The sequence below is a fragment of the Providencia sp. PROV073 genome (genome assembly GCF_033688125.1).
Taxonomy (GTDB): Bacteria; Pseudomonadota; Gammaproteobacteria; order Enterobacterales; family Enterobacteriaceae; genus Providencia; species Providencia hangzhouensis.
Map to the genome: position 1 here is coordinate 3172609 of NZ_CP096353.1, position 16864 is coordinate 3189472.

Below are 16864 nucleotides of genomic sequence, written 5' to 3' on the forward strand. Positions count from 1 at the left end.
ATCTCCTAATTTTTAACATGGTCGAGTAAAAAAATGCGTATTTCTTCCCTCATTATATTGCTATTAGATAATTCTTTAGCATCAAAATAAAATTTAACCTTAGTTCCTATTTCTGGAATCAAAAAATATTGAAAACATTTATGATACTTCTCATCAATTGGTAACCATTCACACTCAATTAAAAAAATTACTTCATTATTAATTTCCTTCCAATAATATCCTTTTTTATTAAAATACATATCATCTTTATGACCAATACTTCTTCGTATTGTTACAGTCACTTCAGTAAAATAAAGATCCAACTCTTCATCATAATATAACTCCCCCTTTCTTTTGAGGTACCCCATATCTAAATACACGTGTTTTCTATAACTCAAATATTTTTCAGGGTTTCCTTTTAATGGTTCAGCATAAACTTCTATAATTTTAACATCATTACTTACCTCATTAGATGGTTTCAAATCAGACCAAGACATTCGCATTGGCAGCACTCTAAAATTAGCCTCACACCCTTTTTTATTTTCAATAAACCTTGGGTCAAAATAGCTATATCCTTCATATTCAGCAAATGGAAAAACATACTCGCCAGGAACTTCTATAATATTCTTATTAAACTGCCCACAGACAAAACCGGGGCGATTATCAGCGAAACTATTTATGGAAATCAATAACACAAGACAATTAACTGTAAATTTAATTAGATAATTAATTATCATTTCAAATTTCATACTTGCACCTGTTGAAATAAATCAATATGTTTTAAATTATAAAAACATCCTCACTAGGTATACTTGAAAAATTTTCTTCGCCCATAGAATTTGCAAATTTACTTTCTAATAAAATAACATTTAAACTTGCGATATCATTATAATTAATTGAAAAACTAGCCATATCTTTACTCATAATATTCATCCTTAATAAAACCGAAGACAAAAACCTTAGCTTCATTCATTATATCTCTCCATTGATTATACTTATCAAAACTAAATTTAATCTCTGCAAGTATACCTATTTCTGATATTGAAAAAATCATATTACAACTTGAATATTTATTTTCCAATGGTAGCCATAAGCATTCTAAGATAGCAATAACTTCATTTTCATTTTCGAACCAAAAAAAAGTTCTTTTCTTTTGAGTTCTTTTTCCACTATATAGTTTTTCAGATACATTATATTCATCAAAATAGTCAACATATTGAAGTTCGGAATCATCGTCATAAAATATTTGACTTCGCTTTCCTAAATATGATGCATTTAGATAATTTTTCATTTTTTGTGTTAATGAATAATCTTTCTCTCTAATTGGTCTCAATATAATTCTTATCGTTTTTTCATCTATTTCAAGATGAAATTTTTTTTGGGGATCAACACTTGTCATATAAGGCCAATGCGTTATTAATGTTAACTCTCTAAAATTAGCATCACATCCTTCTTTATTTTCAATAAACCTTGGATCAAAATAGCTATACCCTTCATATTCAGCAAATGGAAAAGCATACTTGTCAGGAACTTCTATAACCGTTCCGTTAAACTGCCCACAGACAAAATCGGGACGATTATCAGCGTAACTATTTATTGAGATTAATAGCATAAGACAATTAACTGTAAATTTAATTAGATAACTAATTATTAGTTCAAATCTCATACTTACACCTATTAAAATAAACTAATCATACATAAGCTCTGGATTTTTACTAACTATTAAAATTCGGGTAACATTAGATAAATCTATTGATATTAATTCTAAGTCTCCCTGCCTACGATCACGACCATTCATATTTTTAGCCCCTAATTTTTAATATATTCAGATAAAAATAGCCTTACCTTGTCTTGAATAGCTTCCCAATTAACAAGATTTGAAAATTCAAATGAAACACTATATTTAAGACCAAATTCAGGCATTAATGATAATAATTTACAACGCCGATAACTATCATCTAACTGTCTCCATGAACACTCCATTAAAACATTAACTTCACCATTATCTTCATCCCAATAGTAACCATACTTTATTATATTGACATAAACTTTATTACCATTAATATGTTTAGACTCAATAAAAACCTCATTAAAATACAACTCTAATTCTTCATCATAATATAGTTCACCTTTCCTTTTAATAACCCCCATATTTAGATATATATTTTTCTTATGACTAAAATATTTTTCAGTGTCTCCATTTAATGGCTCAACATAGACTTCTATCATTCTAACATCATGACTGACTTCACTAAATGGTTTTAAGTCTGGCCATGACATCCTCATTGGCAGAATTCTAAAATTAGCCTCACACCCTTTTTTGTTTTCAACAAACCTTGGGTCAAAATAGCTATATCCTTCATATTCAGCAAATGGAAAAACATACTTACTAGGAACTTCGATAATATTCCTATTAAACTGTCCACAAACAAAACCGGGGCGGTTCTCGCCATTAACAATGCAGGAAAATAATAATAACGGTAGAATTAAACAAAAATATAATTTCATAATAATTGACACCTTAATACTTATATAACATTTAGTTTTCAAACTTATTTAAATGAAAACTATGATTTAGCAGAAGCTAATGTTTTACTCATACGTTCATACCATTTATTAATAATGATTTTCTGTTTTTTAGTGGCCTTCTTTTCCTTTTCTAACATCACTTTCATCAAGCTGTATATTACCGATAATTCATGGCCACGGTCTCCGGAAGCTGCCATAATTTTTTGCCAATAAAATTCTTTTTCTTTTTCATCTAATACAGAAAATACCACACCTAAAACCCAAGCTTCTTCGGGTATTTTATTACGTAACATGACCAGATAGTGTATTTCATCTGCTTCTTTATAAGTCATATCATGAGAGACTTTTTCACCTGTACTCTGTTTCTTCGCTTTTCGCTTCAATACTTGAAGCATTTCTAATGCATGGTCATAATTTATTTTGTCTATCAATGTTTTATTAATTGTTTTGTTTTTTTCTTTCATCACCAAATAAAAATAATCTGTTATAACTCGACCAAAAATTGATGAACCATATTTGTTTTCATAGAAATAGCTGTCAATATTCCTTAGTGTTTCGATTGGGTTATAGTCTGCTCTTGAATGATTCATTCCTCCTATAAATGCCATAATAAGTAATATATAAATACGCTTATTTCTTAACACCCCATTAATTAAATTCATAAAACTCCTTAGTAAAAAATGAAATATAAAATAAAATTCAACTTATATAAATTTAAAACTTGCAGCAATATATGATATTTAAAAATATAATTTAACTTTCAGTGAATCCGTTTTTTCTCTCTGTAACTGACTAAAAATAAGAAAAAACATGAAAAAATTGAACCCGCAGCAAAGCTAAACTAACGTTTGAAAACGTAAAAATAACGATGAGACATTCATTATTTGCCTAAGCGTGATCTACCTACCGTAATGCGTATGCCGTTATCGGCTTTCATTCCCTTCCGCGCATAAACTCCTTATCATATGCACAATATTTTTCAGTAAATTTTTTAACGCTTTTTTATCATTATTTACTGTACATATTTGCTGTTTAGCTTAGGATCTACCCTGACTTTGTTGATTAATCGTCCGAAGAGTGATATTTCATGGAACATGAGTACGAAACAAAACGCCCTCTCTATATACCCTACGCTGGCCCAATTTTGCTTGAATTCCCTTTGCTGAATAAAGGAAGCGCCTTCACCGAAGAAGAGCGTGCAAATTTTAACTTGCATGGTTTACTTCCTGAACAAGTAGAAACCATCGAAGAACAAGTTGAACGTGCCTACCGCCAATTAATTGATTTTAAATCAGATATTGATAAACACATTTATCTGCGAAATATTCAAGACACCAACGAAACCTTATTTTATCGCCTTATAGATGCTCACCTCACTGAAGTAATGCCTATTATCTATACCCCAACCGTGGGTGAAGCTTGTGAGCATTTCTCTGACATTTATCGTCGTGCACGTGGTTTATTTATTTCTTATCCAAATCGTGAATACATCGACGACATGCTACAAAACGCCACCAAACAAAATGTGAAAGTGATTGTTGTTACTGATGGCGAACGTATTTTAGGCCTTGGTGACCAAGGTATCGGTGGTATGGGCATCCCAATTGGGAAACTCTCTCTCTATACCGCGTGCGGGGGTATCAGCCCTGCTTATACCTTACCTATTGTTATTGACGTAGGAACCAACAACCCACAGCGTCTGAATGACCCTCTGTATATGGGATGGCGTCACCCACGTATTACGGGTGATGAATACAACGAGTTCCTTGATGAATTTGTTCAGGCAGTTAAACGCCGCTGGCCAAATGTATTATTACAATTTGAAGATTTCGCTCAGAAAAATGCGATGCCTTTATTAACCCGTTACCGTGATGAGCTATGCTGTTTCAATGATGATATTCAAGGCACCGCATCGGTTGCATTAGGTAGCTTAATTGCCGCCAGCCATGCCGCAGGCAGTAAGCTAAGCGACCAACGCGTGACTTTCTTGGGTGCAGGCTCAGCAGGCTGCGGTATTGCAGAACAAATCATCGCCCAGATGAAATCCGAAGGCTTGAGTGACGAAGAAGCGCGTTCACGTATTTATATGGTTGACCGCTTTGGTTTATTAACCGATAAACTACCTAACTTACTCGATTTCCAAGCCAAATTAACCCAAAACAGTGGGAATTTAACCGACTGGGATGTTAACAGTGACTCAATTTCACTGTTAGATGTGGTACGCAATGCCAAACCAACCATATTGATTGGTGTGTCTGGCCAAGCTGGGTTATTCACAGAAGAAATCATTAAAGAGATGCATAAGCACTGTGAACGTCCTATCGTGATGCCGTTATCTAACCCAACGTCACGCGTCGAAGCTCGCCCTGAAGACATTATCAATTGGACTGATGGCAAAGCCTTAGTCGCAACAGGAAGTCCATTTAGCCCAGTGTCTTACAAAGACCAAGTGTTCCCAATTGCACAATGTAACAACTCCTATATCTTCCCGGGTATCGGTCTTGGTGTGATTGCCTCTGGTGCTAAACGCGTTACTGATGGCATGTTGATGGCCGCCAGCCGTGCGCTTGCCAGCTGTTCACCACTTGCCAAAAATGGTGAAGGTGCGCTATTACCTCTACTGTCTGATATTCAAGATGTCTCTCGCATTATTGCTAAACAAGTGGCAAAAGAAGCACAGATCCAAGGTGTGGCAACGGTCACCTCTGATAGCGCATTGGATGAAGCCATTGAGCGTAATTTCTGGAAACCAGAGTACCGTACCTATAAACGGACTTCGTTTTAATTTGTCATAACGGTATTGATTGAAAGGGGCTCTTTAGAGCTCCTTTTTTTGTTTTTTATAGATCCGAAAAAACGAATGTCTGTTTTCTCAGATAATGATAAATTGCGCTAAACAAATCACTTATTTAAGATAACAGCCATGACTGATTAATAGGATATTGACATGACTGGCGACCTCAATACTGCTATTCCACAAAAACCTAAGTTTTCCCTATGGGCAATAGCCCTAACGCTTTTTATTGCGGTGCTAAATATTGTTGTTTATTTTTACCAGCTCAATTATGCTGCCCCACTCGGTTCCCAAGAAAATAACTTATTATTATTTGGTGCCAATGTTTACCAACTTTCATTAACGGGGGATTGGTGGCGTTATCCAGTCAGTATGGTATTGCACTCAGGTGGTATGCACCTTGCTTTAAATACATTGGCCTTGTTTGTTATTGGGATTGAATGCGAGCGCACCTATGGAAAATTTAGGATGCTCGCAATATACCTATTTTCAGGTATTGGCGCGGCATTTTTTAGCGCTTATTGGCAATACAGTGAAGCCATTAACGCCGCAGCAAACCGCGCGTCAATGAATGCATGGAATAGTTTATATTTACCTGATAACACGGTATATATTACCGTTGGTATTGGCGCATCTGGAGCCATTATGGGGTTAGCTGCCGCTTCCGTAATTTATTTATTAAAAGGGATAAATAACCCAAACCTCTCTCTTGAAGAGCGCAACCAATTAAAACGCCCGCTATATAATATTATTGGAATGATTGCGCTAACTCTCATCAATGGTTTGCAGTCAGGTATTGATAACGCTGCTCATATTGGTGGCGCAGTACTTGGCGCTGTTATTAGTGGCGCTTTTGTACTTGCGCCCCAAGCAACCGCCCGGGCAAAACTACTCTCTAGCGGTGTCATTGTACTTATAGCTGCCGCCTTACTGGCCATAACACTAAGCCAGTTTTCTTCCCTACAAGACGAAGACCTGAACTATGAGCGCCAGTTTATTTACCAAGAAATGGCAAAAGAACTTAATCAGCGATAAAAATACCGTTTTTTCGTAAGAGATTAGTCCTATTATTGATACCGTCAATAATAGGACGCGTAAATCTAGAAAGTGAATAAATTCATTGTCATCATTACTGCACTACAGATAATTAATAACAATGTAATGTATTGGAAAGTACGTTCAGATAAACGGACCAGTAAATATTTAGCTAATGGCATCACAATCAATGCCCCTGCACACAATATCAGCGCCAGTTTTAAATCCGTATAGCCATCTTGCGCATAAGCTAAAGCAGAGGAACCAGACAACACGGTTGTTACAAAAATCGATGTACCAATTGCTTGCTTAATATTCAGTTGCATATAGCGCAGCAACATAGGGAGAACAACCACCCCACCACCAACTCCAGTTGCACCAAGTACAACACCCGCTAGGATAGCCGGCACAGCCATGGATTTTAGCTGATCCCCTTTTGCCGCTTCTTGCTTGATGATCGAAACAAAAAACATTCGCTGAACAAATAAATATAGCGAAAAAATAATGGCAGCAGCCACTAACAGGTTAATACCCCACTCGACTTGTTTTTCATACCCCGGTAATCCCCCCAACCATGTAACAAACAGACTTGAGAGAAATGTGCTCGGCAACATAATCGCTAATACAATCATAGCGCCTTTAAAGGGGATATTGCCTAATCGAAAATGCATATAAGAAGAAGAAACCTTCATTAGCATCGAAAGGAAATTGGCAGTGGCTACTGCTGCTAGTGCATTTAGCCCAAAAAAATAGGTCAGTATCGGTAAGACAATCACACCACCACCGACACCCGTTGTGCTGATAATCAGCCCAATAAGTGCGCCTATCGCTAACTCCGTTACAATCATTAACTCTTGCCTTGTATCAGTGCTCGTCGCCCTTTTTGTAATGCTTCATTTGCATCACTATCTGCTAACGTGAGGTATTTAAAAAATAATGTATCGAAAGTAATCATCTGTAACACTTGGGGGGTGATGATGCCTAATTGGGAATGTTGCTCATCATAAAAATAAGGCAAGGCGAAGTCCGCTAACTTTATCGCTTCATCTTGACCAAAACGTGTCAGTGCGACTGTCGGACAACCTGTTTCTTTTGCAGCACGAAGCATGCTATTGATTTCTTGAGTGTTTCCACGCGCCGTTACTGCAATAGCAAGGTCCTCCGGCCCTAAGTTTGCCGAGTAACTTAGCTGAACATGCAAATCATAACTAAACAGTGCGTGTTTATTAATGCGAATTAATTTATGGAAAATATCACTGGCAACAATGGCTGAAGACCCGACACCAAACAGCACGATACGTTTGGCCTGAAACATTTTTTGCGCGATGGTATCTACGACAGAGGGCTCAAGTAAATCCAGTGATTTTTCAATAGCCGAAATAAACATTTGCCCTGTTTTGGCGATAATCTGAGAGGTATCATCGTGACGACTCAGATTACCGTATAAACTTTCTGCTTTGTGTTGCTTCTCATCCGACAAATAATCAACTTTAAATTCAGGATAGCCACGGTACCCCATTTGGCGTGAAAAGCGGATAACAGATGCACTACTGACCCCAGCCGCCTGTGCCAATTCCGCTGCATTCATCGCGATAAGACTTTCGCGGTTATCCAGCAAAAATGTGGCAATACGTTGTTCTGTGCCTTTACCGCGTGTCTGCAAGCTTTCCAGTTTTACCGTCAGTGTCGACATGGCTTTTCCTTCTAATTATTTTTCTGGATCAGTGAAGCCTATTATCATACTGGCAATGAACCCGACAATCCATGCACCTGCAACAGCAATTAAGAAATCCAATATTTGGCCATCACCCACTAATGGAATTAATGATAACCCTGCTGTTCCAAAAGGAATGATGATCCCGACATGGAAGAACGCCATTAATGCCCCGCCCGCAGCTCCGCCAATGCAACCTGCAATGAATGGTTTACCTAATGGTAATGACACACCAAATAAAAGCGGTTCACCAACACCAAAAATACCCACAGGTAACGCACCGACTAAGGTTTTCTTCAAGCGTTGGTTTTTGGTTTTTAAATAAACCCAGAAACACGAACCCACTTGCCCCATTCCCCCCATCGCTAAAATTGGAAACAAGTAATTCAGACCAAAAGTTTGTAAAATTTCAGCGTGAATTGGGATCAAACCTTGATGTAAACCCGTTAGTAATAAGAATAAGAAACTGCCACCTAAGATCCCCCCCGTCGCCACGGCACCACCACCACTATTTAATAAAGCGACAGAAACACCTTGAGCCAAAATTTGGTTTAAGTAATGTCCTGCGGGTTGGAACACCACAATTGCGACCATCGCAGAGACTAAAATGGTCACAAATGGCGTCACGATAAGGTCTAAGCTTTCTTTAATAATGCTCCTAAACCACACTTCAAATTTAGAAGAGAAAACGACCACCATGAGCACTGCAAAAATACCCCCGCTACCCGGGACTAATTTCGAACCAAATAAGGTGATATCCGCTAACCCCGGCATCGAAAGTAACCCAGCCATGACCGCACCAATTGAGGTAGATGCACCAAGCTCTTTCGCGGTATTCACCCCAATCATAATTGAAAGATAAACAAAGACTGCGCTACCAATCAATTTTAATAACTTAAATAACTCAGGGAATTGGTCGACAACCCCCGGAGCAACCAAGCGGACGATATTGATTAGCCCCATAATTAGACCACAACCAATCAAAGCTGGAATAGTAGGAACAAATATAGCGGCTAACGTATTCAACGTACGGCGAATGGAAAACGCTTTTTTCTCCGCCGGTGCTGAACTTTCTGATGTCGTAGAGGTGCTACCTTGCATACGTTTGTTCATCACCGAAAAAACTTTCGCTGCGGTTCCCATCCCAACAATCACTTGTTGCTGTTCACCATTAAAAATAACACCTTTTACGCCCTCAATTTGTTTCAAGGACTCAGCATCAAATTTACTGTTATCTTTTAAAACTAAACGGATACGCGTCATACAATGAGTTAATGTTGCCACGTTCTCAAAGCCGCCCGCATATTTTTCTATTTCTCTGGCGAGTACTTCCAGATGTTCTATCTTATTAGCCATATGATCCCCCTGATGTTGACTGAGCCAATAAACCCGCTCTTCAACATGCTATCCCATTACTTAACGGTAATTGCTAACATGCTATCCAAGGTAGTATTTGGATGTTGTTGAACGATATCCGTCGCTTGCTGTGCATTAATTTGTAGCTCATGCATTAAAATTGCGCGTCGTGGATGATAATCCACTTGCGCTAATAACCCTGCCGCGGTGTGTTCATCAATACCGCAGACTTCACTCACAATCCGTTCTGCGCGGCGCAGTAATTTGATATTACTGGCAACAACATCAACCATTAAATTAGTATGAATACGGCCTAGTCTCCCCATCACACAAGTACTTAGCATGCCTAAAATCATTTTTTGCGCAGTACCACTTTTCATACGAGTCGAACCCGATAACACTTCAGGGCCAACATCGGGGGCAATTGCCAATTTTGCAACGTCACTTAATAACCCTCTTCCTCGCGTGGTGATAGCCACCGTTAACGCACCGATTTCATTAGCGTATTCAATACCCGCTAAGGTAAATGGTGTACGTCCACTCGCAGCAATGCCCACCACGACATCTTTGGCACAAAGTTGGCGTTTTTTTAGCTCAGCAATCGCTGATTCTGCTGAATCCTCAATATTTTCAACCGCTTTTAGCATTGCATCTTGGCCACCCGCAATAATCGATTGCACCATTTCAGGTGAAGTACCAAATGTGGGTGGACATTCTGCACTATCTAATACGGCTAACCTACCGCTAGTACCCGCGCCAATGTAAAACAAACGTCCACCTTGCTTTAAGCACTCAGCAACAGCGTCAACCACTTGAGCAATCGCAGGTAGAACAGCCTGAATGGCACCTGCAACCGTGCTATCAGCTTGGTTAATGACGTTCACCATCGATAGCGTATCCAAACGTGAAAACTGCTGCGTTTCCTGATTGAATTCATTGTGTAGACAGTTACTCAGAGTATTTTCGGCTAGAGACATTCAAATGCCCTCATGAAATTTAATTTCATTAAAAAATACATTAAATGAATTTTAATTTCAATTCAAATCACAGCAATTTCGTACCACTTAATTGCGGGTTATGATCTTTCTCACAATAATAGGTTTGTATTGAAAAATACCGGTGACAAAAGCCACCGGCGATAATGCTATTTTACGAACTTACAGGTTCCGAAGGCTGATGGGATGTGAAAATCAGGTTTAACGGAATCAGGTTTGATCCAGCTAATCCATTTACGCACTTGCTTAGGTTCACCCGCGCTGAACTCTCCACGCAAAATGGCACACATTAGTGTCTGTTTGTCTGCGTCTTGCCATAAATCGAGTTTAGTGAATTCATCTAAATCAATTTTTCCCGTTAATACATAACCATTTGGCGTTATTTCACCCACGGTTTGTAATGTTTCCCAGTTCCAACTTGGGTCAACTTCACGGTAATAATTAGCTTTTGCATCGAAAGTACGCCCTTTCGGGTCCATTTCAGCCGTGTAATAAGGTTTTAATTCAGGGCTAGTCGCGAAAAAGAGTTCGACTCGGTCAGAATCTAACACCGCTTGGTCTTTATCTGGGTTATCACCTAACTGAATATCTTTATCATCTGCAATAAAACGGAAATATAGTGCGTCATCACTCCATAAAGCGCGAAAATCTGTTTTGGGAGCCACTTCCTTTTCCCATGGGTAAGTAAAATCGGTTAATACTTCTGCTTTTTCCCAGACTTCAGTACTTTTAGTCGCATCATTGAGTGATTTTAACTGATCGGTATGATTGATTTGGTACTCTTTTGCCGCCACACTTGCTGTAACAAGCACAGCGCTCGCGGCTAGTAATGTCGTTAATTTCATACTTTCCTCACCTATCGGATTAGAGAACTGTTATTCACAAAAAACCGCCAAAGAAACAATATTTCACAGAACACATAAAATATAGAATTAAAATTTCATAATATATAGCTTCATTCTATAAAAACTATCATGATGTGAAGCCGCTCACTCTTTAATGAGAATGTGATTTATCTTTTTCATCCAATGTCTGATTAATTTTAATTCAATTATTAGGCTTAATATTAGTCAACTTCGATTGGTATTCAGACATTGACATGACTTTACGTTACGCGACTTGCGTCACTAATTTAAGTCAAGTAGCCTAAAGACACAGGCCTATTGGGGCTGACAATTTCGGATTATGACTTTTTATTATCAAGGCTAGGACATGAGGAAACGTCTGTTTTTTGGTCTTATTATTATTGCAGGGATCGCATTTACGACCATAATGTTGCTTGATCGCTGGATAAGCTGGGATACCGCCCCCTATATCTATGAAGATGTAGAAAAATTGCCTGCACGCGATGTTGGGATGGTACTTGGCACATCCAAATATTATGCCTCTGGTGTTAATAACCTCTATTATACCTATCGCATTAAAGGCGCAGCAGAGGCATACCACAGTGGAAAAGTTAAATATTTGCTCCTCAGTGGTGATAATGGCGCTCATAATTACAATGAGCCAATCAACATGCGTAAAGATTTAATTAAAGAAGGGGTTCCAGCCTCTAAAATCGTGCTCGATTTCGCAGGTTTTAGGACATTAGACTCCGTAGTACGCACTAAAAAAGTGTTTGATACCGATAATTTTACGATTATTACCCAGCGTTTTCATTGTGAACGCGCAGTCTTTATCGCCAAACATAAAGGTATTGATGCACAATGTTTAGCAGTTCCGACACCTTCTGGGATGTATAGAGTGAGAGTGCGTGAAGTGTTTGCACGGCTAGGCGCTCTGGCGGATTTATATATCTTAAAACGGGAACCTAAATTTTTAGGTGAACAAGAATCCATCCCAGCCCCCATTAAGATGCCAGCAGGAATTAAAGGCTATCCGGCGGTTTCACCGGATGAAGTCAATAAATTGAAGTAGATATAGGTAGATGAATACTCATCTACCTATGAGGTTGTTGACAAAGCGGGATAAAAGCGTGGTTTTTCCCGCTTTGTGTTATCAGCCGAAAATCAATAAATTGATTTTCCTAGTTTATTTTCAATAACCTATTCGACTTGCCGCCAAACATAATATGTTTGTCAGCAGTCTGATAGGTAGATGAATACTCATCTACCTATCAGCTTTCTCGTTAATTTGCGCCAACACCATTCAAGTGGGCCTTGCCTGAAAAACATCAACCAATAATAAGAAAACAATAAATTTGCTCCCCAAATAATGGGAACCAAGGCAAGTAATTCAACCCGCGTAAATTGACCAAAATAGCCGAATTGGTAAAACAACATGGTACAAATTAGCGTTTGCAAAATATAATTACTTAGCGCCATCCGCCCCACATATTGCAAGCCAAGAGCGACTTTGCTGTTTGCCAGTATCGCCCAAAAGCCATACACCAGAGCTATGTATCCTAAAGATTGAAATGGAATAACTAGCTCATTAATAATATAACCAATGATTGATGTTGAAAAATAACTCCAATTGAATTGGCTTTGCATGTATAGCGAAACTATTTGGACCAATATAGATGGCAAGATAAATATGTAGGCTACCTTGCGGTAGTGTTGAGCGCTAAATTGCCCTCGTAACCAACCATTTTTCATTAGCAGTGCGCCAATAATCATCAATGCCGCTAATTGCCAGCCATATTGGATAACCAACATTTCAACCATTTTGAGCATCTCTGACGCTCGATAAAGCACGCCATCCATTCCCCCTGAGGTATGTATCGCATATTCAAATGCCAGTTGCTCATCAGAGGTTTGCCAAAAACCGGAGGGGTCTACACTACTACCCAACACGAGCAAGATAACTAACCCAATCAAATAGATTGATAGTGCTATTTTCAATAAAAAACCATCTTCATATTGATTAAGCAGATAGGTTACCAACAAGCCCGTCAATGCATAAGCCAAAAGAATATCACCATCCCAAAAACCAACCCCATGAATCACCCCGAACAGGGCTAGAACGAATAGACGGCACTGGTTCCAACGAAGAGAACGGGGTTGTAATAAAGCAAGGGTTGCCCCAAATAGGATTGAAAAAATAGCAAGAACTTTGCCTTGGAAAAGGACATTGAAAATCCCCCAGAGGTAAGCCTCTGAGTCGGGTGTTTTATTGGTGTAATAAGGATTTAAATACGCCGCTTGTGGTAAAGCAAAAGCAAAGATATTCATTAAAAGAATACCTAAAATCGCCATACCACGAACAGCGTCAAGTTGGCCAATGCGACTTGACGGCGTCGTTGCTGTCATAAATTATAAGTGACGCACTGCACGTAAAAATTCTTGCCGTGTATTTTGGCTTGATTTAAATAACCCGCCTAATGACGTTGTTGTTGTTGCACTTGTCGCGTCACGAATACCACGTGCTTTCACGCAATAATGCACTGCATCTATACAAACAGCTACATTTGTTGTTCCCAATAATGTTTGCAGAGCAACCAAAATTTGCTGTGTTAAGCGCTCTTGCACTTGTGGACGCTGTGAGAAAAATTGCACAATTCGATTAATTTTCGATAAACCAATGACTTTATCTTTTGGAATGTAGGCAACCGTGGCCTTTCCATCAATCGTAACAAAATGGTGTTCACAGGTACTTGTTAACGTAATATCACGCACAGTGACCATTTCATCCACTTTCATTTTATTTTCAATTAAAGTGATTTTTGGAAAGTTTGCGTAATCAAGCCCTGAAAAAATTTCATCAACATACATTTTTGCGATGCGACGAGGGGTATCAGCTAAACTGTCATCGGTTAAATCCAAATTCAGTAGCGTCATGATCTCTGTCATGTGCCCTTCAATCAGTTTCTTACGTTCGTCGCCTGATTTTGGCTGGATACGTAAAGGCGTTTCTAGGCCTCTAGCCTCCAGCGCGGCATGAACTAATTCGGCCTCTTTACTCAGAGATGACATGTGATCCTCCACAAATGGTATAACTATTTTTATAAAATGCAGGTGTGCGGTACTCTAAAACAGCAGGTAGAGATAATCCAGTACAACATCGTTAATCGCTGTGAAATATTTGCATTTTACCCTGCAATTTATTCACCAAATGAATACATACATTAAAAGGTTTTACACCTTATATAAGGTGATTAGTAGCACATTTTTTATCAATGTTTTAACCTTGAATGGCGATAAACGAATAAACTTGAAATGATTAACGCAATAAATAATCTAAAAATAGGTCATTTCATGCGTAATTTTGTCTGTGGTAATGCCTCCCTATTCGTTAAATCTAACCAAAAGCTATCTGTAATCAATTTCTATTCATTCACCCACTAATGGATTTCTGCCATAATATGCATCACGAACACATTTTAAAGCCTCAAGGCAGATAACAATAATGAGGGTCATTATTTATGGATCAGTGTCATACTAACGATTTGATTTCTCTAGATGTTGCATTGGAAAAATTACTATCTCAAACGAAAACCGTCACAGATACAGAAATCATTCCACTGACCTCCTCTGCACAACGCATCATTGCGACAGACCTGATTTCCCCTATCAATGTTCCACCATTTGATAATTCTGCTATGGATGGTTATGGCTTACGTTTCGCCGATTGGGATGGTAAAACGCCAATGCCTGTAGCAGGTAAATCTTTTGCGGGTAACCCGATGGAAGGTGAACTAAAAGCAGGTTGCTGCGTACGTATTATGACAGGCGCACCAATTCCACAAGGAGTGGATACCGTTGTGATGCAAGAATCTACACAACAAACGGACCAAGGTATTGTATTCACCCAACCAATTAAACAAGGTAGTAATATCCGCAAAGCAGGGGAAGATATTACCCAAGGCAGTGCCGTATTCCCTGCGGGCACCTTACTAACGACCGCTCAGCTACCTTTAATTGCTTCACTGGGTATTGCTGATGTCACCGTATATCGCCGCCTTAAAGTTGCCGTTTTTTCAACGGGAGATGAGCTACAAGCCGTCGGCCTTCCTTTAGCAGATGGGCAAATTTATGATACTAACCGTTTTACCGTTCGTCTGATGCTGGAAAAACTTAATTGTGAAGTGCTTGATTTAGGGGTAATACCGGACTCGCCCGAAAAACTCAAGCAAACCTTTATCGAAGCTAACCAACACGCTGATTTAGTGATCAGTAGTGGCGGTGTTTCCGTAGGTGAAGCCGACTATACCAAACAAATTTTGGATGAATTAGGCACCATTGGTTTTTGGAAGTTAGCCATTAAACCAGGAAAACCTTTTGCTTTTGGTAAGCTGAGCGACGCTTGGTTTTGTGGGCTGCCGGGGAACCCTGTTTCCGCTGCACTCACCTTCTATCAATTGGTTCAACCGCTGATTGCCCGCCTTTCAGGGCACAGCCAATGGCGTGCTCCGCTACGCTTCAAGGTTCCAGTGACCACCATGTTGAAGAAAAGCCCGGGCCGTTTAGATTTTCAACGAGGAATTCTAAGCACCAATGAGCAAGGGCAGTTGCAAGTCGCCACGACGGGTCACCAAGGCTCACATGTGTTTAGTTCATTTAGTTTAGCCAACTGTTTTATTGTCCTTGAAAGAGAACGTGGGCGCGTTGAAGCAGGTGAAATGGTTGAAGTCGAAATGTTTAACTATTTATTAAAAAGTGAATAATAACAGTGCAAGAGCTTAGCGATCCGGAAATGTTGCGGTACAACCGCCAAATTATCCTCCGTGGGTTTGATTTCGATGGGCAGGAAAAACTTAAAGCTGGCAAAGTACTGGTTATTGGCCTTGGCGGTTTAGGCTGTGCCGCAGCTCAATACCTTGCTGCTGCTGGTGTCGGTCATCTGACATTGGTGGATTTCGATACCGTGTCATTGTCTAACTTGCAACGGCAAATTTTGCACCGTGACGTCACCATTGGTACACCGAAAGTTGATTCAGCTAAAGCGCAACTTGCTGCCATTAACCCATATATTCAAATTGACACCGTCAATGCACAACTTGATGATGCACAACTTGATGAATTAATTATGCATCATGATGTGATCTTAGACTGCACAGATAACGTTGCCATTCGTGAACAGCTCAACCGCTTGTGTTTACCACGAAAAAAACCACTGGTTTCAGGTGCTGCTATTCGCATGGAAGGGCAATTATCTGTTTTCACTTATGAAGAAAACACCCCTTGCTATCACTGTTTAAGCCGTTTATTTGGTGAAAATAACTTAACTTGTGTGGAAGCAGGGGTTATGTCCCCTTTAGTCGGTACCATTGGTACGCTAGAAGCGATGGAAACCATTAAATTATTAGCTAATTATGGGAAAGTTAATTCAGGAAAAGTATTGCTATTTGATGCAATGACCATGGATTTTCGCCAATTTAAACTTAGCAAAGACCCGCATTGTGAAGTCTGTGCTAAAAGCTAACTGCTAAATTTTCGGGCAAGTTGGCTTTTCTCATCATTCAGGCGAGGCTTTTCTCGCCTTTTTCCTATTTTTATTACATCAAAATTAAGAATAATCCGA

The 16864-nt window shown here is 39.1% G+C and carries 17 protein-coding genes; 5 read left to right on the forward strand and 12 right to left on the reverse strand.

Features of this window, described 5'->3' with window-relative positions; all coding sequences use genetic code 11:
- Window positions 1–5 precede the first annotated feature (5 nt).
- The 5 genes from M1F17_RS14430 to M1F17_RS14450 all read right to left on the reverse strand — a co-directional run bounded on the left by M1F17_RS14430 (window position 6) and on the right by M1F17_RS14450 (window position 3170).
- On the reverse strand, window positions 6–728 hold the full coding sequence (locus M1F17_RS14430; RefSeq protein ID WP_272674687.1) for a hypothetical protein: 723 nt from the start codon (window positions 726–728) through the stop codon (window positions 6–8).
- 31 nt (window positions 729–759) lie between these two features.
- A complete protein-coding gene (locus M1F17_RS14435) occupies window positions 760–903 on the reverse strand; it encodes a hypothetical protein (protein ID WP_153673646.1) in 144 nt (47 codons plus the stop codon).
- Window positions 896–1645 carry a hypothetical protein gene (locus M1F17_RS14440; RefSeq protein ID WP_180359466.1) on the reverse strand — a complete coding sequence of 250 codons (750 nt, stop codon included), beginning with the start codon at window positions 1643–1645 and terminating at the stop codon, window positions 896–898. The genes M1F17_RS14435 and M1F17_RS14440 overlap by 8 nt, the downstream gene beginning before the upstream one ends.
- Window positions 1646–1788: 143 nt before the next feature.
- Complete coding sequence (locus M1F17_RS14445; RefSeq protein ID WP_094960631.1) at window positions 1789–2487, reverse strand: hypothetical protein; 699 nt, start codon at window positions 2485–2487, stop codon at window positions 1789–1791.
- A 59-nt stretch (window positions 2488–2546) separates the two neighbouring features.
- Window positions 2547–3170 (reverse strand): hypothetical protein, encoded by a 624-nt coding sequence (locus M1F17_RS14450; protein ID WP_094960630.1) that lies wholly within the window; start codon window positions 3168–3170, stop codon window positions 2547–2549.
- Window positions 3171–3595: 425 nt separating this feature from the next.
- Between M1F17_RS14450 and M1F17_RS14455 the strand changes: the two genes are divergently transcribed.
- Both M1F17_RS14455 and M1F17_RS14460 read left to right on the forward strand, forming a co-directional pair.
- Window positions 3596–5293, forward strand: a complete 1698-nt coding sequence (locus M1F17_RS14455) for an NAD-dependent malic enzyme (RefSeq protein ID WP_004256541.1) — start codon at window positions 3596–3598, stop codon at window positions 5291–5293.
- 162 nt (window positions 5294–5455) lie between these two features.
- Window positions 5456–6337: a rhomboid family intramembrane serine protease gene (locus tag M1F17_RS14460; protein ID WP_196731829.1), complete on the forward strand. Its 882-nt coding sequence runs from the start codon at window positions 5456–5458 to the stop codon at window positions 6335–6337.
- A gap of 65 nt (window positions 6338–6402) precedes the next feature.
- On the opposite strand, the gene M1F17_RS14465 is transcribed toward M1F17_RS14460, so the two are convergent.
- The 5 genes from M1F17_RS14465 to M1F17_RS14485 all read right to left on the reverse strand — a co-directional run bounded on the left by M1F17_RS14465 (window position 6403) and on the right by M1F17_RS14485 (window position 11247).
- The gene (locus tag M1F17_RS14465) at window positions 6403–7185 is read right to left on the reverse strand and encodes a sulfite exporter TauE/SafE family protein (protein WP_004256546.1); all 783 of its coding nucleotides are present in this window, start codon (window positions 7183–7185) and stop codon (window positions 6403–6405) included.
- Window positions 7185–8030: a MurR/RpiR family transcriptional regulator gene (locus M1F17_RS14470; RefSeq protein WP_004256548.1), complete on the reverse strand. Its 846-nt coding sequence runs from the start codon at window positions 8028–8030 to the stop codon at window positions 7185–7187. Before M1F17_RS14470 ends, M1F17_RS14465 begins: the two co-directional genes overlap by 1 nt.
- A gap of 15 nt (window positions 8031–8045) precedes the next feature.
- On the reverse strand, window positions 8046–9407 hold the full coding sequence (locus M1F17_RS14475; RefSeq protein ID WP_094962441.1) for a PTS transporter subunit EIIC: 1362 nt from the start codon (window positions 9405–9407) through the stop codon (window positions 8046–8048).
- Window positions 9408–9463: 56 nt separating this feature from the next.
- Entirely contained in the window at window positions 9464–10384 is a 921-nt protein-coding gene (gene murQ / locus M1F17_RS14480; RefSeq protein ID WP_004256554.1) for an N-acetylmuramic acid 6-phosphate etherase, read from the reverse strand.
- 167 nt (window positions 10385–10551) lie between these two features.
- Window positions 10552–11247, reverse strand: coding sequence for a sugar-binding protein (locus tag M1F17_RS14485; protein WP_094962439.1), 696 nt, complete (start codon window positions 11245–11247; stop codon window positions 10552–10554).
- Window positions 11248–11614: 367 nt separating this feature from the next.
- On the opposite strand from M1F17_RS14485, the gene sanA reads away from it, so the two are divergent.
- Complete coding sequence (gene sanA / locus M1F17_RS14490) at window positions 11615–12319, forward strand: outer membrane permeability protein SanA (protein ID WP_094962438.1); 705 nt, start codon at window positions 11615–11617, stop codon at window positions 12317–12319.
- 188 nt (window positions 12320–12507) lie between these two features.
- Here sanA and yeiB read toward each other — a convergent pair whose 3' ends face one another.
- Complete coding sequence (gene yeiB, locus M1F17_RS14495) at window positions 12508–13653, reverse strand: DUF418 domain-containing protein YeiB (protein WP_180312061.1); 1146 nt, start codon at window positions 13651–13653, stop codon at window positions 12508–12510.
- 3 nt (window positions 13654–13656) lie between these two features.
- Window positions 13657–14316, reverse strand: a complete 660-nt coding sequence (gene folE, locus M1F17_RS14500) for a GTP cyclohydrolase I FolE (RefSeq protein ID WP_004256561.1) — start codon at window positions 14314–14316, stop codon at window positions 13657–13659.
- A gap of 449 nt (window positions 14317–14765) precedes the next feature.
- On the opposite strand from folE, the gene moeA reads away from it, so the two are divergent.
- Window positions 14766–16007, forward strand: a complete 1242-nt coding sequence (moeA, locus tag M1F17_RS14505) for a molybdopterin molybdotransferase MoeA (protein ID WP_094962436.1) — start codon at window positions 14766–14768, stop codon at window positions 16005–16007.
- Between the two features lie 5 nt (window positions 16008–16012).
- Window positions 16013–16765: a molybdopterin-synthase adenylyltransferase MoeB gene (gene moeB, locus M1F17_RS14510; protein ID WP_180312062.1), complete on the forward strand. Its 753-nt coding sequence runs from the start codon at window positions 16013–16015 to the stop codon at window positions 16763–16765.
- Window positions 16766–16864 lie beyond the last annotated feature (99 nt).